This window comes from Blastopirellula marina, from assembly GCF_002967765.1.
GTDB lineage: Bacteria > Planctomycetota > Planctomycetia > Pirellulales > Pirellulaceae > Bremerella > Bremerella marina_A.
This window is the reverse complement of record NZ_PUHY01000005.1, coordinates 723,056-747,693: the sequence shown is the minus strand read 5'-3', so window position 1 is coordinate 747,693 and position 24,638 is coordinate 723,056. Positions and strand designations below refer to the sequence as shown.

Genomic DNA, 24,638 nt, shown 5'->3' with positions numbered 1-24,638 from the left:
ACCCATCGTGCAACAAATGACTCGATCGAATGGCTCACAAACGTCTAGTCGAAACCTTTTCAAATATCACACTGAGTATCTTTCGCCCCGTCTTTATTTCGGCGCTGAGCGATGGCAATCTTCCTCGCTATCAGCATTGCGTCTAGAAGAAACCGGACGTTGCTATGGGGCAGTTCACAAACGTCGATCTGAAAGCGAATGACTGACTCGAATACGATCGGCAGCAACTTCAATTTGCTCATCTTCTTGCAGGATGGCGTCGATCAATTTCGGGTCCCATGGGGGTTGGATTCTGTAGAAGAGCATTGCGGTTTCGATTGCGGTCGGCTCGACCGTCTCTTCGGCGTCGGTGTTTACTACGGAATTCGTGGATAGCGTCAGATCGGTCGCCATCATGTCGCTCAGGACGTGCCAATGCGTGAAGGGGTTTGCATCGGTCGGTCCGACTGAACTGGTGGTGATTGGTTCTCCCTCGATCAGTCCGCTGCTGAAGGAACTGGCTACCGACGTCGGTTTACGTTGACCAAACTTCGATACGAAAAGCGCGAAATCTGCTAAGCCGATCTTGCCGTCACGGTTGTAATCGAAGCGATACGTATTGGGGTCAGTCGCATTGACGGTCCTACCAAAATTACTGACAAATTGGGCGAAGTCGGCCAGACCGACCTGCCCGTCGTCGTTGGCATCGTACACCATCGGCTCGAACTGGCCTGGCACATGCCGATCGTAGAGGATCGCCTCGTCAGATGAGCGATTCTCTGCTGAAATCACACTGACACCGTGGTTGGCGGTCGGTTGCGGGTAGGCGTCTTCTCCCTGCATGCTAATCCAGGAGGCTGTCTCGTCATTAAGCAGAAACCGCACGTCTGCCAGCAGTACCTGATCGCCGGGTTCGTAGTTAGACAGGTCGAGATTGGCCAACGAGAGTTTATAGAAACGAACGCCATCGACCGTTTCTAAATTGATGTGAACGCTCTCGCCTAAATGGGATTGAACCTGCAAATCAGCGAATGCGGGATTATCAACGCGCAGCCTAATCGATAGATTGAAGGGACCACTTGGCCTGTCATCGCCCAGGGTCATCCACACTTGTCCGGTCGCATCGTCCCACTCATGCAGGACAGGAATTGTGGGATGTGATTCCGCTCGCACGGTGCCTGCGGCGATCGAGGGTTCGGAAGCGAATGCGAACTGTACCCAGGTGGATGAAGAAAGATCGTTCGCGACCTGCATCTCCGTTCCGAACGGGGCCGCGGAGGAGTTGAAGTAGAGTTTGCCACCGAATGGCAACAGCTGTTGTAGATCGAGACCATTTTTCGTGGCAACAACCGGCGCTAATTCGGGTTGGCCTGTGGTGCCGGTGTTGTACTGCCAGACCTCGTATTGACCAGCCGGGCTTAATACCGAAAAGTAAATCATCCCTTCGTCGAACGCCAGCGGGTTATCGTTGGGTAGTAAATCGAGGATACCACGCCAGTATCCGTCGAGTTCTACGACCTGGGAGAGATTGCCTGACCCAGCGTTGGCATGCGGATCGTATCGCCACAATTGGAAGCTGGCGTTGGGTCCGTGGGCCGCGACTTTGTAGTACAGCACGTCGCCAACCACGGTCATTTGATCCGGTGTTGGGTCGAACGTTTCGGAAGAAGGTGTATCGGTAATCCGCCGCGCGCTCCCTTCGCCATCGTTGGCCTCGGGATCGTACCCCCAGATTTCCCAGCCATGTTCGGTGTCGTAACCGCGGAAGTAGACACGCCCGGCCAAACTCACGAGCGAAGTCGGCAAGACTTGCCCGCCAGCGTAAGCAGTAACCCGCGCGATTAATCCCAGGCCGCCGTTAGCCAAGGGATTGTACTGATACAGTCCGGCCAGTCCTGTGGAATCGATCCCATCGAAATACAGCTTGCCTCCGGCAGCGGCAAAGTAAGCCGGATGCTGCTGTACGTCGGCGGGCAAGACGCCTGCGAACTCGATGCTGCCTGACCCCGACGGCGCCATCAAGTCGACAAAGACCAACTCGACATGGTCCTGGACGATCCGCGAGAAATAGAGTTTTCCTTCGTCGATGATCCAGCGGTCGGAAATGGAATCTGAGAGATTGGCCAAAATTGTGACAACGCCAGTCGTCTTGTCGAATTGAAATAGCTGTAATCCGTCGGCAGTAGTGGCGCGGAAGATTAGCCGGTTACCGAAGACAGTCAGGTTGGTTGGGCTCGACGAACTAGCTCCTACGAAGAGATCGCTTACCAACTCCGGTCCGCGCTCTTCAAGCGTAGCGTTTGGGCGATATCGCCAAAGCTCTGCCCCATGGATTCCATCGTTGGCGACGAAGTAAATCTCGTCGCCAAGCGCGATGTAAGAACGCGGGCTGGAACTTTTCGTCGCTCCCGAGATATCAGGCACTGGGACGATACTTCCGTCCCCTCCGTTAGACTCCGGCCGATAGATCCACAAGCGATCATCTATCCGCAGCGCAATCGCGTCCCCGAGTGCGACGGCGTGTTGCGGTAGCGACGCATTCAGATCAACGTCGGACATGGCAACCTTGGGCCCTACCATTTCCAATTTCGCAGGCAGGGACGAACCCTCGGGCGTTGGCGTATACCGCCACATTGCCCAGTTCCTAAAATCAGCCCTGGCGAGAAAGTAAAGGCTGTCTCCACTGGCGTGAAATTGGACGGCCGTGTCCCACAGCAGTTCATCGCTGACCAGTTCGATGCCTCCCATTGCGTTATCTAACGATGGATCGACACTCCACAGCATTGGGCTGGTTTGACCGTTGCGCATCCTCAAATACAACTTGCCATCGAGAACGACGAAGTCCGATGGATAGGCATCTCCGGCACCAACGTAAACATCACTTACCAGCGAAGTAATTCCAGTTCCGTCGTTACCTTCGGGATCGTACGACCAGAGTTCCATGCCGTGAATGCCGTCGTCGGCCGAAAAGTAAACTTTGCCCCCAACCGCAGCCAGATTGGGCTCCGAGGTGTAATGTTTCAGATTATTGACCACCATCGAGAGCGTGCCTGCTTCGCCTGCCGCCGGGTCGAACTGCCAAAGCTGAAACTCCTCGGCTGGGGCTACCAGGTAGAAATAGACCTTATCATCGGCAACGACCAGTTTGTCAGACGGGTGGATCGAATTGGACATGGTCCAGACCACAGTCGTCTTTTGTTCGGCAACTTGGTAACGAACCAGCCCGAAGTTGCCCTCGAAATCGCTCGTGCGAAAGTAGAGCGATCCGCCAACCGCGACGGCATCGCTGGCGCGGTCGACCAGGATATCCGTCAACTTGGTCAATTCCCCGGCTCCGTCGGCAGCGGTTGGGTCGTATTGCCACAACGAACCTGAGCCTGCGGCGAAGAAGATCTTCCCATCGACGATGACGAATTTACCTGGATTCTCCAAGCCAATCTCGTCGCCGCCAAGGTAGCTCAATTGGCCATTTCCCGAATTGGCTTGCGGATCGTAGCTCCAAAAGCTATTCCGCGAAGTCGGTTCGGCTTCACGCGAGCGGCCAGCAAAGTAAAGGACTCCATCGAGGACGATCCCGTGCCCGTACGAAATTGCCGGGGCCTGCTGGTTGATGTCCGCCACCAATTGCGTGACCGAAAGCAGGCGGCGGTCTTCCAACACTTCGGCATGACAAGCAACGCTCGGCAAAGCCGAGGCCCATTTGCGGCGCGAAGTTCGCTTACTGGCAAACCATGTAGAAAGAGTTTGGAGAGGTTTCACAAGAAGTCACCAAGCTGGGGCTAGGGCAAACGGAAAGGGCGACGGAAACCATCCACTTGCCAGAATCGATGGGGAGATGTCGTCGATGAGATCGACGAGTTTCGATTCTATTTAGAAGCTACCAACCAATAAAGTTAATTGTAGTAAGTATTATTCGCCCCGTTTTTAAGTAGGCCCAATACCATGACGATCAACCTCGCTATTCCATATACAGTTCAGCAGGAACCAAGAGTCGATCAGACGTTCTCTCGGGACGATCGTCGTTGATCCGCCCCTGGTCACTCGTCCAAAAGATGATAGGAAATGACGACTCATAAACAATCAAGCCATACATGCCGTGACATTCCTTAAGGATGTCGACCAGCGCAGTGCGGAACTTCATGGATGAAAAGAAAATGAACTGCAGGCGTTTCGTCCGGGGCCAGATTTCAATCGAAAAACAGTCGGCAGCGCGGATGTATTGTGCTTGCGGAGCGTAAGTGAAATCGATGATTCCGCAAAGGGTCGAACCGTCGGCAAGTTTGCGCAAGCCGTGCAACTGTTCCGCAGAAGCATCGCTGGGAGCCAGGAGGCAGATTTCAGCATCCCAAGAACGATTATCGAATTTGGCTTCCTCAACCAGATGTCGATGATCGGGATCACACCACTGCGCAAAATGCGCCCGCACACGCTCACGCTGATCGTTCCGAAAGCACAGTTCGATGGAGTAGTCGGGAATCACGTTGAATGTTTACACCTTACACTGTCTATCTTGCACTAAGATGAGACCACTTTCCTCGGAGTCATTAGGAGCGAATTTCACAGCTGCCAACTCGGAACGCACGTATCTCACTTGCTCACGGAATTTGGGAAGAGATCGATGCGCGAATGCTTTGGCAATCAAACAACAACAAGGTATCCTTCCAGTCTTCTAATTCATCGCCGCCGTCACGCCGGAAGCTGGCGACGATCATGTCGCCAAATCGCATAAAACCGTGGATATCAGTGCAGAGTGACTTATCTCCAACCAAACTTGGATACAACTGTTCCACTGGTCTTGGTTCGTGATTGGCAATCGCAACTTCATCGATCAAGGACATCGAGGGCACATCTAGCAAGAACGACCGACCAGCATTGGTGCCGACCATGGCGTACTGATCGTCGATGTAAGCGAACGAGCAGCCGAAGCAGTCATCGTCAGCGAACGGCCACTCCAATCGACTGAGTTCTCGTGTGTTCGGATAGCTAATTCGGCAAATTGCTTGATAGTTCTCCAGAATCAGAAACTCAGCTCCATTAGGTGAAAAGTCTGGTGGTGTCGTGTCCTCTAATAGCGCGTCTCGTTTAGCGTGCAATTTCCGATCGCAGGTAAGCCAATAGATTTCTTGTCCGTCTTGCCCGCCCGCAATCCAAAGTGCCAATGTCTTGGAATTGGGGACGGTATGAAAGGAACAGGAACTCCCACGATAGGGATCCTCCAACTCTACTTTATGTTTAATCGTCCAAAGAATTGGATCACGCACCTGTATTTCCAACTTTTCCGTCGAACGTGCCGCAACACTCCAAAGGGAACCGTCTTGTGGGTGAAACTGGCAATCATCAAACCCGCCGTTCAACCATGAAGGAGAATCGTCACTTAAACCAGGTGAAGCATCTCGGAAAATGATGTTTCCGCTTAAGTCGCAGATCGACAGGCAATCGTTGTCTGTGAACGCGAGCAAATCACTTGACGGATGAATAGAGATCCCGCGCAGGTGTTGCTTCACCGCGCGGATAGATTCGAATCGGAATTGCTGATCAAACAAACTCACATGGCCATCTTGCGCTGCGACCGCAAAGCGCTTCCCGGCATGTTTCATATAGTAGGCACGATGCGCCAATTCAATCGACCTGCTCGGGATTAGATTCATTTGGCCTTAGTCTTTTACGATACTTGATGATCTATTCGGTTAGCGTAACGCAAGTCTTGCCATGCTTCGACCGAGGCGGCCCGCTTCTTCTAACAACGGCGAGTTGGCAAGGCTATTCTATGGGGATGACAGTCCGAAAGCATGCCTTTGTCTGCGTGCACAGAGGGCGATAACTTGCCGACAGGGCTTTTCTGATCACGAGTGGTGTTTACGGCAATCTCTCTCGGATCGGAAGGATGTCATTTGCAGCCGTAACCGCTATTCTACGTGATCTACCTTTCCTCTGGATCACCAATCCGTTTTAACTCGCGATCGATCCAGACCTCGGCGTATGGCATGAAACGGAAGCCGCGCCGTTCGTCGAACATTCTTGTGGCCACGCGGGCCGCGTATCGGGCTGCTGCCAGGGAGACTTCATCGTGACGGCCCAATTCGTGTACGTAGGCATGAATCAATTCGCGGTGCCCCTCGACCACCGCCTCTCTTTCTGCGTCGATCTGTCGATTTAGCGAATCAATCTGGGACTCGATGTCCAAATAGTCTTCGATCGTCAATCGCAATATTCGTTCCAGACGAATCCGCTCGGCTGCGTTGCGGGGAAACTCTTGTAATGCTCGGGCGTCGTCCAGAAGTGGCTTCTCCGACTGTCGACTCAAGCGTTCGTAGGCAAGCGGCAAAAGTTGAACGGCGTCGTAAAGCTCGACCAACTGAACATAATGTTCCCGCATCGCCTCTCTGTTTTGCGGAGCATGCTCCCACGATGCGTTCGCCTGATCGTTGACCTGTTCCATACGTTGGATCAAATCGGGAAGGCACTTCTGAAAATGCGCAACGTCCTTCACCGAGGTGCGCCGACGAATCAGCTCTTCATCGTCGATCATATATTGTGCGTATTGAATGTGATAAGCCGCGGACATTCCCATTCGATACATGGCGAGTTGGATCTCGCGTCGGAAATTACGCATCCGTTCAAAATGGTAGGTAAGCTCGTCTGGCGTCATGGCATCGGGTTGTCAAAAACAGTTTCTCTCCGCGTCACGTTCATCCCTATCGAGTAGGAGACGGCTTAAGCTATCACGATTCAAATTGGGAGGCAACGAATTGGCATCTGCCAGCTAGATTCTTCTGGTCCGATCCGTTCTTAAACTTTCTTCAAACATTTCGCTTGACCTTAACCTGTTCACTGTACTACAACTGTGTACTCCTGAGGGCGTGAAGTGAGGAATGGGTATGTACATTCGGATTGAACGAGGTGCGGCGACGCCTATTTCGCGGCAGATTGCTGAGCAGGTTCGGGCTCAGTGCTTGGCCGGACTGTTGCCGCCGGGGCAGTGTTTGCCTTCGGTGCGGCAGCTTGCGGCTGAGTTGGTCGTGAATGTGAACACGGTCGTCCGCGTTTACGAAAAGTTAGCCGCGGAAGGGTTGGTGGAGATGCGACATGGCGAAGGGACGTTTGTCTTGCCGCAGTCGACCAACCATCAGCAAGCAGCCGAACTGAAGCAGCAGCGCGAGCAGTTCTCGCGGGAGTTCCAATCGATGGTCCGTCGAGGGCTGTTGTTGGGGCTGAATGCCAGTGATCTGCGGCGTGAGCTTTCCGCAGCCGTGGCAGAAGTCAAATCGCATATTTCTCCAGTTAAGGATGAAGGGAAACGGTCATGAGTGAGCCTGCGATCATTCTCGATAAACTGGCTAAGACTTTTGGATCGAATGAGGTTCTCAGCGACGTTTCGCTAACGATCGCCCCGGGGCAAACGTTTGCCTTGCTTGGTCGTAACGGCGCCGGGAAAACAACGACCATTCGTATTCTGCTGGGCCTGATCGGAGCAACTTCCGGAACGGCCCGCATCGGCGGACTCGATCCAGCCCAGCGGCCGCTTGAGGTTCGTGGCAAGGTCGGCTACCTGGGGGAAGATCAAACGATGTACCCCTGGATGACACCGATCGAACTTTGCCGGTTTCTCGCTTCCTTCTACCCTACCTGGGACGCGGCCTGGGCGGATCAATTGCTCAACCGATTCGAGTTGCCCCGGCATGCACGTATTGGCAAGCTCTCGAAGGGACAAACGGTGAAACTGGGGCTGGTCGCGGCGCTAGCCCATCGCCCGTCGATTGTCATCCTGGACGACCCGGCAATGGGGCTCGATCCGGTCGCTCGCAAGGAATTCAATCGGCATCTGGTCGAGCATCTTCAGGCCGAGGGCTCGACGGTGCTGTACAGTTCGCACCTACTGGACGAAGTGGAAGCGGTAGCCGATGGCATTGCGATTCTCGATCGTGGCCAGATTGTCCGCTCCGCTGGAACGGATCGGCTAAGGGACGATATCAAAAGGATTGTCCTTCCCTGGGATGCCTTGGCGGAAATTTCTCGACCTGAGCAACTGCTTGATCTACGGCGACATGAAGATCGAGCGGTCTTCGTGGTTGCGGACGCGTCAACCTACCTAGGTCAGCTTGACGCTCGGCAAATCGAGTATGACGTCGTCGACTTGGGCTTGGACGAGATCTTCGAGGCCTATGTCATCGGCCGCACCGAAGGCAGGCCCGATGCTTCTACGCCTGCCGAACCTGTTTCCGTTTAACCAAATCGCGTCAGGAGGAGGATTGCCATGAGAAGTTTGATCTGGAAGCAGTGGCGGGAGAATCGGGGCTATTTGCTTTTGTTCAGCGCGTGGATGTTGCTAGGGACGGCGTACTGCGTTGGTTACGAGTGTGCTTACCAGTTTCGTGCCGCGATCGGTAGTTTTAGCGGCACGGCGATGCTGTATGCAACGTGTGCCGCCGTGTTTCTGGCGATGCGAACCGCCCAGGAAGAGCGAACCAGTGGCACGCTTCCCTTTACCTCCGCGTTGCCCGTTTCCATGCGTCGAGTGGCTGGCGTTCGTATGACGGCCGCCGCGGCAACCTTGGCTTTGCCGATCGTCTTGGGTGCCATTCTCGTCACGCTTGCTCTTGCCACCGGGCTCATTGAACAAGTGTTGCCCCGCGACGCTGCTTACACAACCCAACTGCCCGACCGTGCTACGGGCTCGCTGATCGTTTCCTTGGAACAACTGTGGAGCGTCACGACGATTGCCATCTTGGGTGGCGTTGAACTGTTGATTGTGCTGAGCCTGGTTGGTTGCTGGTTAGGTAATCAAGCGCAAGTTGGCTTCCTCGGCGCCGTGTTCGGACTGGGAACGATGATTCTCGCAGGTTTCGGATGGATGTCGCAACCTCGGAATGAAATGTTTCAACTGGTTTACGGCTCCTTCATTCCGCAATCATTGGTCGTGCAGTGGGGATATGGCACCGAGACCGGTTCGTATACCGATCACGAGTTGGCCACCTATCGTTGGGCCGCGATGGGACTGGCCAGCTTGTTGCTACTTATCCTGGGTGCGATTTTCACGACGCAGTACGGCCGATTGCCACGTCCTGCTTCCGAAAAGACTGGCGGTAGTTGGCGTTGGCGATTGCCGTCGGTTTGGTCGTATGTTCCGTTTCGACCAGCGGGTCCCGCGATGGCGCAAATCTGGCTTGAACTTCGTCAAGCGTTTCCGCTTGCCTTCTATGGTGCGCTGCTGGCAATCCTAGTGACGGTCGCGACAATCGTTATGGAAGGGGATATCGAGTCACCGGGTAGCTCGTTCGCTCAATCCTTTCAAGCCCAGCTACCCCACACCGTGTTCTTTGTGGGCATGCTGTGGTCAACGGTCGTGGCAGCAGGACTCTATTCGGCGGACTTGGGAGAAAGGTTGGGTTCGTTTTGGCGGTCTCGCCCGATTTCACCGGCGATGTGGTTTTGGACGAAGTTCTTCGTCGGTCTGCTGATGGTGGAGATTTGCTTAGATGCCGTTTCAATCGCGGTTTCATGGAACGGACCACGGGGCGGCATGACGCAAGGGATGAGTTGGTCGTTCGTCGCCTGTTTTCCCTTGCTGCACGCTTGGATGTATACGCTGGCCGTGCTTGGGACATGCGTGGTGCGAAAGCCAGTGATCGGCGGCTTTCTCGCGATCTTCACCTACATGGTGCTGATGATCGTCGTCACGTCGTTCCCTCAGACGAACTGGATGGAGCCATTGCAAGTTTACAATGATTTGTTGTTCGCAGAACGACAATCCAACGACAGCTTCTTTGTCCTGGACAACCCGCTGCTTTATAAGTACTCGGTGGTGTATGGAACGATGGTGGCTTCGATCGTGTTGTTTTCTGTGTTGGCGTATCGCGCGGCGCGGCCGTTGGAACCAGAGCAGCGGTGGACACGATTTTTGACGGCCTAGCGACGTTACGCGCATTTACTGGCGCGAGCGCGGACCGCAATCGACGGCACTACGCCTGGCTTCGTCCGAGTTCACCTGGAGACACATCTTCCAGTAGCTGTGGGCTCACGTCACTCGAATGATTTCCGTGAAGGACAGAGATGTCGCCGGTCGTTTCAAAGACAACTGCCGCAACTTGATTCAGATCCCATACGTTCGCCTCACGCAACTTGGCAATGAGGTCGGCCCGGGTGACCTGGGCTTGGTTGAGATTCTCATCCAAGACTCGTCCGTTACGCATCAATAGGAGAGGTTCGTTATCGACGATGCGGCTAAACCAGGATGATTTACGCCGTGCCCAAGCGATTGCGAATTGGCTCGCAAACAACGTCGCTAACGCCACAAGGCCGGGTCCGAATTGCTGTTCAGGCGAAACAGCGGTGGACGCAAAGAGCGACCCAACGGCCACGGTCATGGCGAAGTCGGAGGCGGACATCTTCGAGAAGCTCCGCAGCCCCGTGAGACGCGTGTAGTATAGAATCGCCCCGTAAACCACGACGGTGGCCGCGACGATTGTTAATAATTGCTCAGCCGTCCCATCCATCGCTCGGTCCTGACTGTTTCATCCTAAGAAGAGATTCCTGTGGCCCTAGAATTCACGCGAATCGGGCAAGAATAAAAAAAACGGTCCCGAGGCTGTGGAGGCCTGGGACCGTCTTCGGAAGCAGCGAACTATTTGCTGCCGTTGAAGGCAGGGTTATCTACGACCTCCCAGTCGCCCCCAGTGTTCCACGGTCCCTCGTAGTCATCGCCTAGTTCGCCTGATCCGGTTGAATCGTTGAAATACTTGTTCACCCACTTCTCATCAATGGGCATGTTCCCAATTTCGAGCGGACCTTTCTCCAAGCTTTCGAGCGCCGCACCAAATGCCTTGAGATGAGTAATCTCTCGCGTCATCAGAAACTTGAGCGCGTCTTTCGAGCCAGGATCATCCGTAAAGTTGATCAAACGTTCGTAGGTGATCTTCGCCCTGGCTTCGGCGGCCATGTTCGATCGCAAGTCGACCTCCAACTGGCCAGAGACTTTCAAGTAGTCGGCCGTCCACGGATTGCCTTGCGAGTTGTTGAGCGAGATCCCGCCACCACCTACCACGGCAATGAGCGGATCTTGTTCCGCCGCTTCACCCTTTTCCTTCAGTGGCTTCAGATGGGCACGGGCTAGGGCACCGATTACTTCTAGATGGCTCAGTTCCTCGGTACCGATGTCCATCAACATATCTTTGACGGCGGCTTCTTCGCAGTTGAGCCCTTGCACGGAGTATTGAAGAGCAGCGGCCAGTTCGCCGTTCGCTCCACCGAATTGTTCGAGCAACATGCTGCCGAATCGCGGATCAGGATCATCGACCTGAACGGTATACATCAATTTCTTTACATGGTGATACATGAGTGTGTCCTTTCACGTTGTTCGGGGTGACGTCGCCGCGCGATTCGCCCGGGGTTCGGGGGCGAATCACGCACGCGAAAACATCTTGTATGAGAAATAGGTCAGGCCAATCAGACCGAAGTCGACGCATTACCGCTGCAAGTCGATGTTGTCTGGGAGCCGAAGCACCTAGTTGCGATATCGAGTTTGCAAAAGGTGCGCCAGTTCATGAGAAGAAACGTGTTGGACTGATTTCAGTGCGGATTAATCACGACGGAAAGCGGCATAACCAGCGAGAATCGATTGTTTTCGCTAGGCATTCGCTTCGCAGTTTGCCCTTTTCAGGAATGATCGATCGAGCACCATGTTGATTGACTGCTAGCCAGCACTCGAACAGAAACGGCGATTGTTTATGCTGGACGCCTCCCGCCAAACAGGTGACAATCCGTCCATCACAACAAGTTTGCCTGGCACCGCCTCCATCCTTTCCCGACACCTATGCAATACCTTCGAATCTCGATCGTCCGAATTCTGCTGGGTGTCTGGCTGCTGATTGTGATCGGGGTGATTTACGGCAACGCGCGGTTGTATGCTCCTTCGCCACTGGCCGCCAGCCTGAGCAAGGCTCCGCCTCAGCTAACCTCCCAACTTGCGGCCAATCGAGCGGCGCTCGAATCTGGGGCTGCCACGCGAATGCAAGCTCTTTTTCCAGAGGGCTATTATTTCAGCTACCTCTTTCACGGGCTCGCCTGGGTAGAGTTGGCAATGCGCGACGCAAGTCATACCGAAGAGGCGATCGAAGAAGCGTCATGGTGTTTGCAGCACATGGAATCACCAGAGGGCCACGCACCGTTTCCACCAGACCTGCCGCCCGACCACGGAATGTTCTACGCGGCCTGGAAGTGCCACCTGCGGGGCGGCATCGTGACGTTACAACAAGCAAGCGACGAAAAGCAGTTGGCTTTGTGGCGGGACGAGTGCGACGAAATCGTGACTGCTCTGCAAACATCAGAGACGCCATTCCTTCCTTCGTACCACGGGGCCGCCTGGCCGTGCGATACGGTTCCGGCCATTCACGCGCTGTGCACGTACGATCATCTGTTGAAGGAATCGCGTTATCGTACCTTTGTGAAACAATGGTTGGTCGAAGTGGAAGAGCGACGCGATCGCCAGACCGGTCTCTTGTTTCCGCATACCGCCAGTCTGCCGGAGGGAAGGGCAGGGAGTGTTGCTCGCGCTACCTCGCAGGTGATCGTGTTGCGGCTCCTTCCCGACATTGCCCCCCGGATTGCGCAGCTTGAGTACGAGTCATTCCGCCGAGATTATGTGACGACCTTCTTGGGCGCACCGTGCGTGCTGGAGTTTCCTCGTGGAATGTCAGGAACTGGTGACGTCGACAGCGGGCCGCTCGTATTCGGACGAAGCCTTTCCGCGACCGTCTTCCTGATGGGGGTCGCGCAAGTTTACGGCGACCACGCGTTGGCCGACGCCATCGCTCAAACGGGAGAAGTGGTTGGCTTGCCCTGGACATCCGACGGAAAGAAGCAATACGCCGCAGGCCTACTTCCGATTGGTGATATCATGGTCACTTACGCCCACGTGGCCCGGCCGTGGTTTGCCCAGACCCAGCATCACCCTGATCAACCTTACGAAATGTGCGCTTGGTGGCGTTTACCAATCCATGCGGTCTCGTTGTTAGTGCTTCTGCCAGCGCTGCTGCTGGTGTGGCGAAGATGGCGACACGGTTTGAAACCTAAGCAGGAATCCCAGGAGAGTTCGTCGCGACCATGAAGTATCTGTGGCACTTCCCGATCTTGATTGTTACCTTCTTCGCATCGATTTTCGTTATTCGGGCGTGGAATCCATTTTACGGAATGGGGACAGGCGAGGCGATGCTGATGATATTCGGTGGGATGCTTCTATTTCACCTATTTGCCTTGATTGCTGGCTTCGTTCTGATAGAGAAGACCTGGTGGCGAGCTTTCGTTGTCATTGCCATCGCGATGTTTCCGGCAGCGCTGTTCTCGCTTGTTGAAGGGCAAAATGCATGGCATTTGCATTACGTGGCTGTCTATGACCGTTTTCGCGACAACCTTGCCTCGCCCATCCCGGAGTCGGTGGAAGATCTCGAGTTCATATCGCTTGAAGAGAAGCATGCGCCCAATCTCTCATTCCGCTTCAAGATCTCTCCAGACGACCTGGACAAAATCATTGCGGCCAAGAATTTTGTTGCGATCGACCGAACGCAGTTTCCCCGGCCGGATGACTCATTCATCTACCCTGAATATCTCCCTTTAAAGGAGCCGACGAAGTTCTACATCTTCGAGGACGTCGACCAAGGTTACCCCGATGAAGGCATTGGTGAATTGTACACCTTAAAGGTCAGCGCGGATCGGCGTGAGGTAATCTTTCGACGAGAGTCTGCTACCTACTATTTCTATCGCTATTGGGAAGGCGAAGACGACTACGCCCGCGAGAGAAAGTTTCTGCGATCGATCGGTGTGCCTAAGCAGAAGGTTGCCGAGCATCAGTTCGTTAAGAAGCCGTCTGGTGAGGATGACGCGCCGTAGCGTCACGGCCTCGATACTTTCATGCGAGCGAGAGTTTAACGCCTGAGCGAAGGGTAAAGGTCGCACCCCAGGACGAGGTCTGGGGCTGGCATTCTCTCGCATAGAATATGCCATGTGGCAACATGGCGCAAGGTAACAGCCCAGCGCTTTCCTATGGCTATGGTTTGTGGTAGCTATAACTTATACGCGTCTGCTAACTGTTCTATAACATCGGATCTAGGTACGTGTTTCATGACATCTCCATTGGGTGCAACGCTTGAGGATAGTGGTTGTCGCTTTCGTGTGTGGGCACCGCATGCCGAGGAGGTCAGCGTGCTGTTGCAGACCGGCTCGACATGGGATTCTACCGAAACACCGACACGGGTTGCTTTAAAGAAAGATCAAGCAGGCTACTGGAATGGGTTTGCGGACGGGGTCGGCCCCGGCCAGTTGTACCGTTACGAGATTAAGAATAACGGCACCTTTGAACGAATCGATCCGGCGGCTCGGGATACGATTCATTCTGAGCTAACACGCAGTAACCGCGGTAGCCACAACGCTTCGATCGTGGTCACGAACGAGCCATACCCCTGGTCTAAATTCGATACTCCCCGCTTCACGAACTTCTTGATCTATCAGTTTCATTGCGGCAGCTTTGCTGGGCGAAACGATCACCTCGATAAAGAGATCGCCACCTTTCAAGATATTGAAACGAAATTGTCGTACATCCGTGATCTAGGTTTCAATGCTATCGAGCCACTGCCGGTTCAGGAGTTTGCTCATACCAGGTCATGGGGATACAACCCGGCAGCATTCTTCGCACCTGAGTCGGCTTACGGACGGCCGGTCGACCTGCAACATTTCGTTGAAGAGGCACATCGCCATGGCTTGGCGGTGATTTTTGACGTCGTCTACAACCACGCCGGTCCAAGCGACAATGTTCTTTGGCAGTTTGACGGCTGGTCCGATCACTCGCAAGGGAAGGATGGGGGCATCTACTTCGAAGGAGGCAAATGGACCGATTGGGGGCGCGGACCAGCGTGGTGGAAGCAAGAGGTTCAGGACTACTTCTTCCAGAATGCATGCATGTATTTCGATCACTACAACGCCGACGGCCTACGATTCGACGTCACCACGCAGATCGACGGCAACCACCTTGCTAAGGTCTTGGGGAAGTTGAAGAAGGCCTATCCCGACAAGTACTTCATTGCGGAACATTTACCGGCCAGCCCCTGGATTACCACGTTCGGTAACTTTGATGCCAGCTGGTTAGCCAAGTCCCATCATGAAATGCAGCGGGCATTGAACGGTCAGAGTCCGATCGAAAAGGTAAAGATGTTTCTCGGCTGGGACGGCTTCGCGCATCCGTGGAATCTAGTGAAGTACACGATGGGTTCGCACGACGATGTTGGTGACGACAAGAACGGCAATGCCAAAGATGGCCTTACGAACTGGGATGCCCGACATCGCTACTTCATCGATCAATTCGGCGGGCGTGACAATTGGCATGCCCGCGCCAAGTGCCGCTTGGCCTGGGCCTTGAATGTCGCGATGCCTGGTACCCCGATGATGTTCATGGGAGGCGAGTGCCATATGGGCTCGCCCACGGTGGCATGGGGATATTGGCACGACGGGCATGACAACCACGGCGATCATCGCTTCGATTGGGATATCGCTGGCGACCCGATCGGTATCGAAATGCGCCGCTTGGTCGCGGCTGTGAATCACGTGCGGTGGGCCAATCCAGCCCTACGAAGCGACACGCTAATCATCACGCATGAAGACGATACGAATCAGGTCATAGCGTTCAAGCGTTGGCAAGATGGCAATCTGATTCTGACCATTGTCAACATGAGTGATACGAACTTTAAGGATCACTCCTATGGCGTCGCCACCGACCAGCAGTACGGTCGGTGGTCGCAGGTGTTGTGCACGCAGGACAAAACGTTCGGCGGTTGGGATGGTGCCGGGAATGCCTTCCACGAACCATATACCCAGTCAGATGGGCGCGTTTATATTAATCTTCCGAAATGGAGCGTGGTGATGCTTCGTCTTCAGGCTGAGTCACCGTAGCGACCAGGTTCCATCGATAGATCGATTGAACTTGCATGGGGTGGGGCCAATCAGAAGTGCGTTCGTTCTAGTTCATTCACGAAAACGCATGCCTACTCGGCATTCGTACTTTCTGCACGTTGGTACGCACTGAATGGTTGGTTATTGAAATCACCGCCGGTGAACAGGAGATCGTTTTGCTTCTTCTCGGCGACCGTTAACATGAGGTTCATGGATTCGAGATTGCCGAAGGGGTCGCCATTACGCGGAAACCACATCAAAAGATGCGGGTTGCCATGGATGCTAGTGACAGCAAACGGACATTCTTTGTCCGCGAATTTCATCGTCCCCGCCATGTAGATTTTCAGGCTACGCTCGGTGAAGGCTTCGGCATGTTTCTCAGGTACGTTAGCCAAGACGGAAGGATCTGATTGGAAGGATAGCTTCGACGCAAATCCTCTTTCGCGTCCGGTGAGACGCTTTGTGAGGTTCGCTTCCGCTATCCAGTTCCCTTCCAAACGGCTGGCGACAACGTTCTCGGGATCTTTCTCAATGGTCAGTTCGGCAGCGAACCCTTGCATGCTGCTTAGAAGGAGGAATGTTGTCGTTAGCAAGAGGATACGAATTATGGACATGACACTTCCTGGTCTGGGGATAACGTATGGTGGACAGAAACTTGGTCGCTAGTTAGCGTCGTTCTGCGGTTTGGAATTTCGTTCGATGCGTTCCAAGACGTTCCGCAAGGTCGGTACGATTTGTTGATCTCCTTCGCTGGCTTTGATCTCGCGGCGAAGTTCGGGCAAGGCTGCTGGGCCGAGGGCTTCCAATTGTTGGGCCGCCTGGCGACGTTCCTCCGCATGGGGCGAACCAAGTCGCATGGCCAGTTCATGGACGATTGCAAAGTAGTCCGGGGAATACTTCACCTTCACGTGCACGGGTGTTGGATCGTACCAGAAGCGATCTTCCACGCCCCGCAGTTCCATGTCGTAATCGCCGGGCGATAAGTACGAGAAATCAATCGGCTGCGTCGGTTGAATCTTCTGCCACGGCTCGCCAGCGACGCGCCATTCAAGCGCTGTTTGCCTGCTCGCTTGCGTGGGGATCACTTGAACTGGCGGGCCCCACTTGGTGGTTTGAATCGTGTAAGGCTGCTCGGTGCTGGTCCAATTCGTCTCAGGCATCTCGAAAGCGGCTTCCACTTCAAACTCAAGGAGTTTCGGCTGGATTGCCCCTAGCCAGATCGCGCCGACCGAACATTGATACGTGCCCGCATGAGGAAAGCGAAACAAGATCTTGTCGTCGTCGGTCGGAGTTACCTCTTGTCGAACTCCGTTGACCGTGGTGAACAACTCGATCTTATCTTTCAGCCGTGTCGGTTTTACTTCAATGGCAAGCTGCATTTCACGGCCGACCCGCTGATCGATTGGTGGTGCTTCGATCTTAAGTTGCGAAGCGGACAAACGAAGGGCTCGGGGATGGTCGCCATAGTACGTGGTGAACCAGACGTCGCCATTGGCGGCCTCCAGGATCTCACGCACGTTTTGGGCGGCTAACGGTGTCCCATTCAGGTCGAGTTGGACCATTCGATCACGAAAGATACGATACGGCTGACTTCCGCCGTGCGACATGAGCAGCCACGCTCCCTCGTGACGCGACTCAATTACGCGACCGTAATAGTTGGGTAAAGGGAATGAGTTCATCGCCAACTTCGCAATAACGGCCGACTGGAACGACCGATGGTACGCCGCTAAGTCATAAAACACGCGCATCTCGCCTTCGACTTGGCGGACCGGATAGTAGCGGCCTGGGTGAGCTTCGATCAGTTGCTCGTCGAGGGGCTGGAACTCTTTCGGTCCTAGCATCAACGGCGGCCCCGATCGGAGCGCCTCTGGATCCTTGACCATTCGCCCGTCAACAGGTCGGTAAAGACTTCCTCCTTGGGTTCTAATTAGCACACCTTCGTCGGTTTCAAACAGATGGTAAACGTCATCTTGAAAGCGAGCCTCCTTCCACTTGTCACCCTCCCGCCAGAATACGCGACGATCGTTATGCTTGCCGTACCACAGTTCCCCGTTTTCGGTCAGAACTACCCCAGAGAATTCAGGCGAGGGATCGAACTGTTTCGCGCCTGCGGCGACGGCGGCAACCAAGGCATCTTGAATCGATTCATATTCTTCGACCCCATCGGGCCCCACGTCGAAAGCAGCTGACCGGAAGCTTTCGAGAATCAGATGGCCTCGGTCATCGACAATCGAGCCTTGGGTCTCTTCCGGTTTGAAGGGGACTGGCTGATAGGTGACTTGATCCCCGGTGCGGCGGGTCATTTGGTTGTTGTGTTCGACTTCGAACATCGCGAGCGTATCGTCGGTAAGCTGCCACAAACGGCTCCGACTTACCAGTTTGAACTCCTTCCAATCCTCGGCAATTTCTTGAATGGGTTCTAACGGCTGGCCAAGCTTCATCCGCGCGACTTGATGACCGCGTCGATCATGTGGGAACCATACCTCGCCTGTGGGTCCTTCCACGACGACATTCACTGGGGTGAACAGCCCATAATTGGCATCGTATGTGGTTAGCTTGCCGTCATGATAAAGGGCGATTCCAAATTCAGGTAAGCCGACAACGATAGAGCCGTCACTCGCTTCCAGGATCGACTTCGGAAACATCCGTAGTCGTGCATTGCTCCAGGGAATAATCCGCGAGCCGGGCAACTCGCGTACTTTGCCATCGACGTCAAGTCGACACAAGGCGAACTGATGAATCCCTGAGATTCGCGCCAACATGAGGACCGAGCCATCACGACATTCCATAAAGTCGGCGTAACTCCGCGGCTGGCCCTCTTCCGGGACAAGACTCAACTCGATGATTTCATTCGTGCGAACGTTGAACGCGAATGGTCGCGGTGACCGGTCAAGTGTGATGATCACCCGATCGCCATTCCAACTGCACGTCATGGGCGGAACGGGATATTGCGATCGCTGGTTGTGGGCGGCGATTGCCTTACCAACTTCCTCTGGCCCATCCTTCGCTGAAAGGATACTGTCGGCATCGCAGTGGTAAACACGATTATCCATGGCCGAGTAGAGATAAACTTCGTCTCCCAAATCGCAGATCTCAGGACGATAGTAGCCTGCTTTCCGATGGAACTCGCCTTCGATCCGCTTCCAATGCTGGCCATCAAACACCGCCAGGAAGGTCGTTCCCCAGTTGAAGATCCGTCCATTCTTCGAAACGTAAACGCCTGGCTTCTCGTGCCCGACCTCGTAAAAGAACGTGGTTATCTCTTCACAGTTACCGTCCCGCAGGCGATAAACGATTCCCTCTTGAGGATTCTTGCTCGTTTGGGTGAGAAAAACGCCACGATCCGGACCGCCATAGAGACCTGAGGTGTAGCTGCCGGAGCGAACGACTTCCGAATCGAGCGCGATGAACTGCTTGCCGTCGAAGTATTGCACCAGTCCACCCGCCAGAACCCACGGAGTCCCCGTTTCGTCGATCAGCATCTCTTGAAAGCTGGGAGAGCGCGTCGCTTGGAGCTCGAAGGTTTCTAAATGCTCGGCCGAAGCGAGCTGCGCCGGAGCCAAAAGAAATAACAACGCGACCATCAACGTCGATCGACGTAGCTGGAATGACACAAGCAAACTCCTTGGGGCTGGGTGCCGTGCGACAAGATGACAGGATGGTACGAGGATACCCCGATCGAGCGTCCATTGCCACCAATTTGCTCAGACTTTCGCCGGCTCAATCAGACGACGAAGGGGCCGCGACCGGTGGGTTGGTCTCAGCGGGTTGAAACTCGGGCGGAGGGAACAGCTTCCACTGGCCGAAACCTTCGTACACTTGGCCTGGGTCGTAGATATACTCTCGATCACCCCGTTTGATGGCGGCGTGAAGCTGATCGAGATTGCCAGCCCACAAGCGACTCTTCTTTTCCGCCGCCAAGACTTTGGCAATGGCAGATTTTGCTTCCTCGATCTGGCCGAGCTGTAGCAGTGCCGCAGCACGAAACGCAGGCAGGTCTTTGCTGGGATAGTCGTACACACCCTCAGGTCGGCTCCAGGAATCGCAGACAGCCAAGGCGACGTTTGGCGCGTTTTGCTGACACGCGTAGGTGGCAGCGTCGAACGCGAATGCATGCGGAACCCAGGTCGCATCGTCATCGAGACTAGTGAGTGGGTGCTCAGATCCTTTCTTAATCGCGGCAAGAGCTTCTGCATGTCGACCTTCTTCTCGCAGGTAGTTCGCCAGATACCACGAGTGAACGAATCCCGGCGAACGCTCGACCCAAGCCGTCAACGCTCTTTCGTGCTCGGCGCGGTAAATATCGGCTGAGAACTTCACCGCGCCGTATTGGGCCCGCCACCAATCGGGATAGACTTTCCTTGCCGCCAGGCACTCGGCGTGCAGATCATCGCTTCGGCCAAGAGAAAACAACATGGCCATCTTGGCCGTTCGAATGCGGCGATTGTTTTCCTCTTCCTGATAATCTGCGATACGCCGATCGTATTCGGCTAGCGCGGCTTCCACACGCTGCTGTCCGGTGACTACGCTTACCGTGGGTGTGACTCTGGGAAGCGATACGTTCGCAAAGCCGCCATGCCAACCTTCGTAGTTCCCTTCATCGAATTCGTAGCTGATGCGAATGCCGGAGAAGATATACAGCGAACCAGTCGAACCGCTATTCGACCAACCAACCCCTTCTGGGATATCCACGGGGAATCGCCGTTGTAAATCGTCCAGCGTATAAGGCAATAAGCCCGTTTCTGCTCGGTAGTTCACAATCGCTTGCACGATCGGCACGTGTTCCTTCGCAGCCTGACCGCCTCGCCAGCTGAAATACCAATTCGGTATCGCAATCATCAGAACCATGATCACCAACACGACGCCCAGCTCGATCAAACGTTGAGGAACCCGGAAAGGTTTACGATTCAGCCGAGTTTGCATCTCACTGGGAAGGTTCATTGTGGTTGAGTCGCCGTGGTATCGCGTGAAAAGACGGCATGTTTGCATCTTGCCAACCGCGATTGTACAGCTACGCTCGTTTGTGTCACGTGTTTGAACGACTTCGAAACGAGGACCTACTTGCCCAAGCATTATCGACTGGATGGCTTTGAGGATGCGAACACCTCCTGTATCTCGCTGCGAGTGACGCTGCCATCGCCGTTCCGATCAAACGTCGCGATCAGTCGTCGTCCCGGCTGGTTGTCAGCTTCCTGCCGATCGACCGTGCCGTCTTTATTCAGGTCGAGGCGTAAAAAGACACGATTCACTTGTTCGGCAGGTGGCAAGCGGAGGCTATTATTGACCCGACCAGGAGCGGCGGACAAAGGGGGCGAATTCGATGGTTTCAGCGGCATCTCAAAGTGTTTCGAGATAAAGGCCACGGCACGGCGAGCCGCTTCATCCGTCTCGGCATTTCGTGGACTACCGAAATAAAACCCATGCGGTCCGTTCTCGGGCATATAGACCTCGACCTCCCGTTTCGCTTTCTCCAGCACCTTGACATACGCCTCGATGACATTGGGCGGAGAACTCCAGTCATTTTTTCCGCTAACCAGCAGCAGTGGACATCGTAGTTTGCTGGCCTCTTCAAATATTGTGGGACCAGGCGTTGGATTGCCACCTGCCAAAACCCTTTCGAGAGCGGGACTCAGTTGATAACCGGCAGCTTTGGCCTTGGCAACTTCTTCCAAATTGATCGCTGGGGGCGCACACGCGATGGCGCAGCTTAGGCCGTGGCGCGCCGCAATCCGCAGCGTATTGTGACCTCCATGGCTACCGCCAATCATCGCAATCCGCGTTGGATCGATGAACGAAAACTGCTTCGCGTTTTCAACCGCGGCAATCGCATCGTCCCATTCAATCGGTTGAAATTCGGATCGACGGCGAAAATCAATTGAATAGACCGCCCAGCCTTGCTCGATGAAATTGGCCGTAGGTGACTGCTGCGATCGTCCCAGGCTCATCGTACCGGTGGTGGAACTGCCACCCCCATGCAACATGACGACCAGCGGAAACGGCCCATCGCCGGCAGGTTTACGCAGGTAAGCGGCGATTGGTGTCCCATTTTTTCCTGCGTACTCAGTTTCATATCCGAATGAACAATCGGGTAGCTTTCTCCAAGCTATTTCGCTTCTGGCGGTCTGTTTGCCTGCGGGTGGCGTCAATTGAAACGCGGATTTGAAAAATGCGAATCCCTGCTCTCCTAATGCCTCGTACAAGACGTTTGGGTTATGGATCGCAACGTCACGGCGCGGATCGTAAGTATGGGCGATTTTGTGTTGGTCGAGCATCGCATGCAACTCGTCACACTTCGCTAGAAATCCTTGCGTGTTTCCTTTCGCCCGAGGCACCAAACGAATGGTCGTTCGTCCACGTAACTTGTCGGCATTCTTGCCCAACAACACGAATGGGTTGTTGGCCTGATATCGTTTTGCATCGCCGCCAAGAGCAAAATCGATTTGCCCCTGCCAAGTTGGATGGGGCGCCGCGTTAGGATCGAGTCCAGTAAGAAATGCGGGATCGAGGATCGATATCACGCCGAACGTTTCAGGATATTGGAAACCGAGGTGCGCCGCGCCGAAACCTCCCATCGAGAACCCCTCGATCGCCCGTGCCTCGCGGCGAGCGTGCGTGCGGTAGGAGGTGTCGATATGCGGTATCAGGTCGTTTACGATCACCGATTCAAGAGGCCACTTTCCGTCTGCCGAATCGCAATAGAGGGTCGTGCCTCGCAATCCGTTAACGAGAACCATGATCATCGGCGGCATTTTTCCAGCCCGGATCTGCTCGTCTAAGAGGTTCGCCAGGTCAGCCCCTCGGCTTTGCTTGCCGCCGGTACCGTGTAACCAATAGATGACTGGGTAACGCTGAGACGATTGCTGCTGGTAATCGGGCGGAAGGTAGATCAAATAGCTGACGTCCTGCCGAATCGTTTGACTACGGAACGTTTTGTAGATAGTCGGTGCTGGAGCGGTTGTATCGGGATCGAGCCACGCGCGATCGAGTTTGTCGATGTTCTTGTTTGGCACGCGTCCGTTACTTGCGCTGGCCGGTGAGCGGCTTGGATTCATCGGGCGCTGCCGTTGACGCATGTCTGTGTTATCACGACGACGAGTCGGCCGCTCGGAACTCATCATCCCCACGATGCGATCGACAAACTGGTTCCAGCCAGAAGGATCGACGAATGGGTTGGCCAATTTGCCGGCATCAAGGCGATTCGCCTTCTCAAAGGTCTTGTTTTGATTGGGATGAACGGCCAGCCAGACTTCGATATCGCGCATTTCCTTCAAACGCTGGACGGTCAGTTGAGCGTCGCCTACTCGATTAGCGATGCCACCGATCAGGCCCGCTTTCACTGTTTTGCCGTCGGAGGAATGTAATGGCCATTCGATCGCCATCGTTCCTTCGGTCGCTAGTGGCGTGCGACGAAATGTGAACTGACGTCCTCCCCAATCAATTGTTTCTTTCTCTTTAATCAGCCGATCTGCTTGGAAGGGTGGATACGCCTCGGAAGCACGAACCTCACTTAAGTCAACCTTTTTTCCACCGACACACAAGGCATTCGCGGCCGCTGTCGCGTCGGCTTCTTGTATCCACACCTTTGAGCCAAATACTTTCTGAAAATACCACGCTCCTCCCGAGTGATCGATCGCCGCATGTGTCGCGATTACCAACTTCACGTCGCTTGGCGCAAATCCAAGCTGGCGAATGCTATCTATTAGCATCGAAACCGTGTGGGGAAAGGTCGAGTCAATCAAGATCAAACCGTCTTCACTTGTCAGAAGATGGCACGAAACGGCCGAGTTGCCGACATAATAGACACCGTCCATGATCTCGAATGGCTTGACCGGCGTCACGCGGCGGGCGACCTGATTGGGCATTTTTTCCAAGTCGTAACAAACCGGTGGTTCGTTTTGAGCGACAGCGGTTGAAGCCAGGAGGGCCGCTACCAGAATCGCACCACCCATGGCAGCCGCGAATGGAGGAAGAGAACGAGGCATCGCGTGTCTCCGAACAAACTTTTTTAGGGGGAAGAGATTTGCAGAATTCGACGATACGTTTCCGAGACTGGCTCGACGAAGCGTCGTAGTGGTGGTGTCAATTCACCGAAAGTTAGCGCACGGGCAACGCGCATCATCACGCCGTGACACTCAATAGCCAAAAGCAAGGGATCGTCGTTGCGCATGACACCCAATTGCTGACCACGCTCGATCACTTGCTGCATCGCGTTTGTTGCGGTGGGAAAACGTTCGGCCAGGCGAACGTGCACCCGGTCGCCTAATTGCAACGCGACGTAATAGAGATCCCAATCGTCGTCGAACAAGCCGAACGACAAATCGACAATCTGTCGAAGCTGATCAAACGGATCTTCTTCGCTCTGCGCGATTTCCGCCGCCCGGCGTCCTAACGGTTCGACCGCCGAGAGAATCAACTTCTCAATTAATTCGTCCTTGCTTGGGAAGTAATAGTGAAGTGTTCCATTGGAAACCTTAGCCTCGGTCGCAATTTCGCGAAGACTCGTTTCGGCGATTCCCTTCTGCGCGCATAGTGTTGCCGCAGCGGCGATGATTGTGTCGAAACGAGAGACCTTGGGAGCTCTAGAAGAAGACATAACCCATTATCCATTTGTCACTTAGCACGATTAGTCGGGCGCCCGACCGATACGCAACACTGATACAAACCCCTGGCTGAGCGCGTTGGTTTCGCAGAAAAAAGCAATTTCATGAGAATTGCGGACGAAGAAT

17 protein-coding genes are annotated in these 24,638 nt (G+C 54.5%); 6 read left to right on the top strand and 11 right to left on the bottom strand.

The genetic code is table 11. The features are described 5' to 3' along the window. Window positions 1-174: 174 nt before the first annotated feature. The 4 genes from C5Y83_RS07395 to C5Y83_RS07380 form a co-directional block, all read right to left on the bottom strand. Window positions 175-3,738, bottom strand: coding sequence for a hypothetical protein (locus C5Y83_RS07395; RefSeq protein ID WP_146117689.1), 3,564 nt, complete (start codon window positions 3,736-3,738; stop codon window positions 175-177). Between the two features lie 199 nt (window positions 3,739-3,937). After that, the gene (locus C5Y83_RS07390; protein ID WP_105329009.1) at window positions 3,938-4,459 is read right to left on the bottom strand and encodes a hypothetical protein; all 522 of its coding nucleotides are present in this window, start codon (window positions 4,457-4,459) and stop codon (window positions 3,938-3,940) included. Between the two features lie 115 nt (window positions 4,460-4,574). Further along, complete coding sequence (locus C5Y83_RS29100) at window positions 4,575-5,240, bottom strand: hypothetical protein (RefSeq protein WP_146117688.1); 666 nt, start codon at window positions 5,238-5,240, stop codon at window positions 4,575-4,577. A 659-nt stretch (window positions 5,241-5,899) separates the two neighbouring features. Then, complete coding sequence (locus C5Y83_RS07380; protein WP_105329007.1) at window positions 5,900-6,628, bottom strand: hypothetical protein; 729 nt, start codon at window positions 6,626-6,628, stop codon at window positions 5,900-5,902. A 229-nt stretch (window positions 6,629-6,857) separates the two neighbouring features. Between C5Y83_RS07380 and C5Y83_RS07375 the strand changes: the two genes are divergently transcribed. The 3 genes from C5Y83_RS07375 to C5Y83_RS07365 are packed head-to-tail and all read left to right on the top strand — an operon-like array spanning window position 6,858 to window position 9,889. Then, the gene (locus C5Y83_RS07375; protein ID WP_158262272.1) at window positions 6,858-7,286 is read left to right on the top strand and encodes a GntR family transcriptional regulator; all 429 of its coding nucleotides are present in this window, start codon (window positions 6,858-6,860) and stop codon (window positions 7,284-7,286) included. Next, entirely contained in the window at window positions 7,283-8,206 is a 924-nt protein-coding gene (locus tag C5Y83_RS07370; RefSeq protein ID WP_105329005.1) for an ABC transporter ATP-binding protein, read from the top strand. Before C5Y83_RS07375 ends, C5Y83_RS07370 begins: the two co-directional genes overlap by 4 nt. A gap of 27 nt (window positions 8,207-8,233) precedes the next feature. Then, window positions 8,234-9,889 (top strand): hypothetical protein, encoded by a 1,656-nt coding sequence (locus tag C5Y83_RS07365; protein ID WP_105329004.1) that lies wholly within the window; start codon window positions 8,234-8,236, stop codon window positions 9,887-9,889. Window positions 9,890-9,938: 49 nt separating this feature from the next. Here C5Y83_RS07365 and C5Y83_RS07360 read toward each other — a convergent pair whose 3' ends face one another. Further along, a complete protein-coding gene (locus C5Y83_RS07360; RefSeq protein WP_105329003.1) occupies window positions 9,939-10,472 on the bottom strand; it encodes a DUF421 domain-containing protein in 534 nt (177 codons plus the stop codon). Window positions 10,473-10,600: 128 nt separating this feature from the next. Further along, window positions 10,601-11,311, bottom strand: coding sequence for a manganese catalase family protein (locus tag C5Y83_RS07355; RefSeq protein ID WP_105329002.1), 711 nt, complete (start codon window positions 11,309-11,311; stop codon window positions 10,601-10,603). A gap of 477 nt (window positions 11,312-11,788) precedes the next feature. On the opposite strand from C5Y83_RS07355, the gene C5Y83_RS07345 reads away from it, so the two are divergent. The 3 genes from C5Y83_RS07345 to C5Y83_RS07335 all read left to right on the top strand — a co-directional run bounded on the left by C5Y83_RS07345 (window position 11,789) and on the right by C5Y83_RS07335 (window position 15,912). Next, the gene (locus tag C5Y83_RS07345) at window positions 11,789-13,081 is read left to right on the top strand and encodes a hypothetical protein (protein ID WP_105329000.1); all 1,293 of its coding nucleotides are present in this window, start codon (window positions 11,789-11,791) and stop codon (window positions 13,079-13,081) included. Next, window positions 13,078-13,860, top strand: coding sequence for a hypothetical protein (locus C5Y83_RS07340; protein WP_105328999.1), 783 nt, complete (start codon window positions 13,078-13,080; stop codon window positions 13,858-13,860). The genes C5Y83_RS07345 and C5Y83_RS07340 overlap by 4 nt, the downstream gene beginning before the upstream one ends. 231 nt (window positions 13,861-14,091) lie before the next feature. After that, window positions 14,092-15,912: an alpha-amylase family glycosyl hydrolase gene (locus C5Y83_RS07335; RefSeq protein WP_158262271.1), complete on the top strand. Its 1,821-nt coding sequence runs from the start codon at window positions 14,092-14,094 to the stop codon at window positions 15,910-15,912. A 92-nt stretch (window positions 15,913-16,004) separates the two neighbouring features. On the opposite strand, the gene C5Y83_RS07330 is transcribed toward C5Y83_RS07335, so the two are convergent. The 5 genes from C5Y83_RS07330 to C5Y83_RS07310 all read right to left on the bottom strand — a co-directional run bounded on the left by C5Y83_RS07330 (window position 16,005) and on the right by C5Y83_RS07310 (window position 24,505). Then, the gene (locus C5Y83_RS07330; RefSeq protein WP_105328997.1) at window positions 16,005-16,526 is read right to left on the bottom strand and encodes a hypothetical protein; all 522 of its coding nucleotides are present in this window, start codon (window positions 16,524-16,526) and stop codon (window positions 16,005-16,007) included. Window positions 16,527-16,574: 48 nt separating this feature from the next. Next, on the bottom strand, window positions 16,575-19,526 hold the full coding sequence (locus C5Y83_RS07325) for a hypothetical protein (RefSeq protein WP_105328996.1): 2,952 nt from the start codon (window positions 19,524-19,526) through the stop codon (window positions 16,575-16,577). A 106-nt stretch (window positions 19,527-19,632) separates the two neighbouring features. Beyond that, window positions 19,633-20,901, bottom strand: a complete 1,269-nt coding sequence (locus tag C5Y83_RS07320; protein WP_146117687.1) for a hypothetical protein — start codon at window positions 20,899-20,901, stop codon at window positions 19,633-19,635. Window positions 20,902-20,984: 83 nt separating this feature from the next. Continuing rightward, complete coding sequence (locus tag C5Y83_RS07315; RefSeq protein WP_105328994.1) at window positions 20,985-23,894, bottom strand: alpha/beta hydrolase-fold protein; 2,910 nt, start codon at window positions 23,892-23,894, stop codon at window positions 20,985-20,987. A gap of 23 nt (window positions 23,895-23,917) precedes the next feature. After that, window positions 23,918-24,505 (bottom strand): TetR/AcrR family transcriptional regulator, encoded by a 588-nt coding sequence (locus C5Y83_RS07310; RefSeq protein WP_105328993.1) that lies wholly within the window; start codon window positions 24,503-24,505, stop codon window positions 23,918-23,920. Window positions 24,506-24,638: the final 133 nt, after the last annotated feature.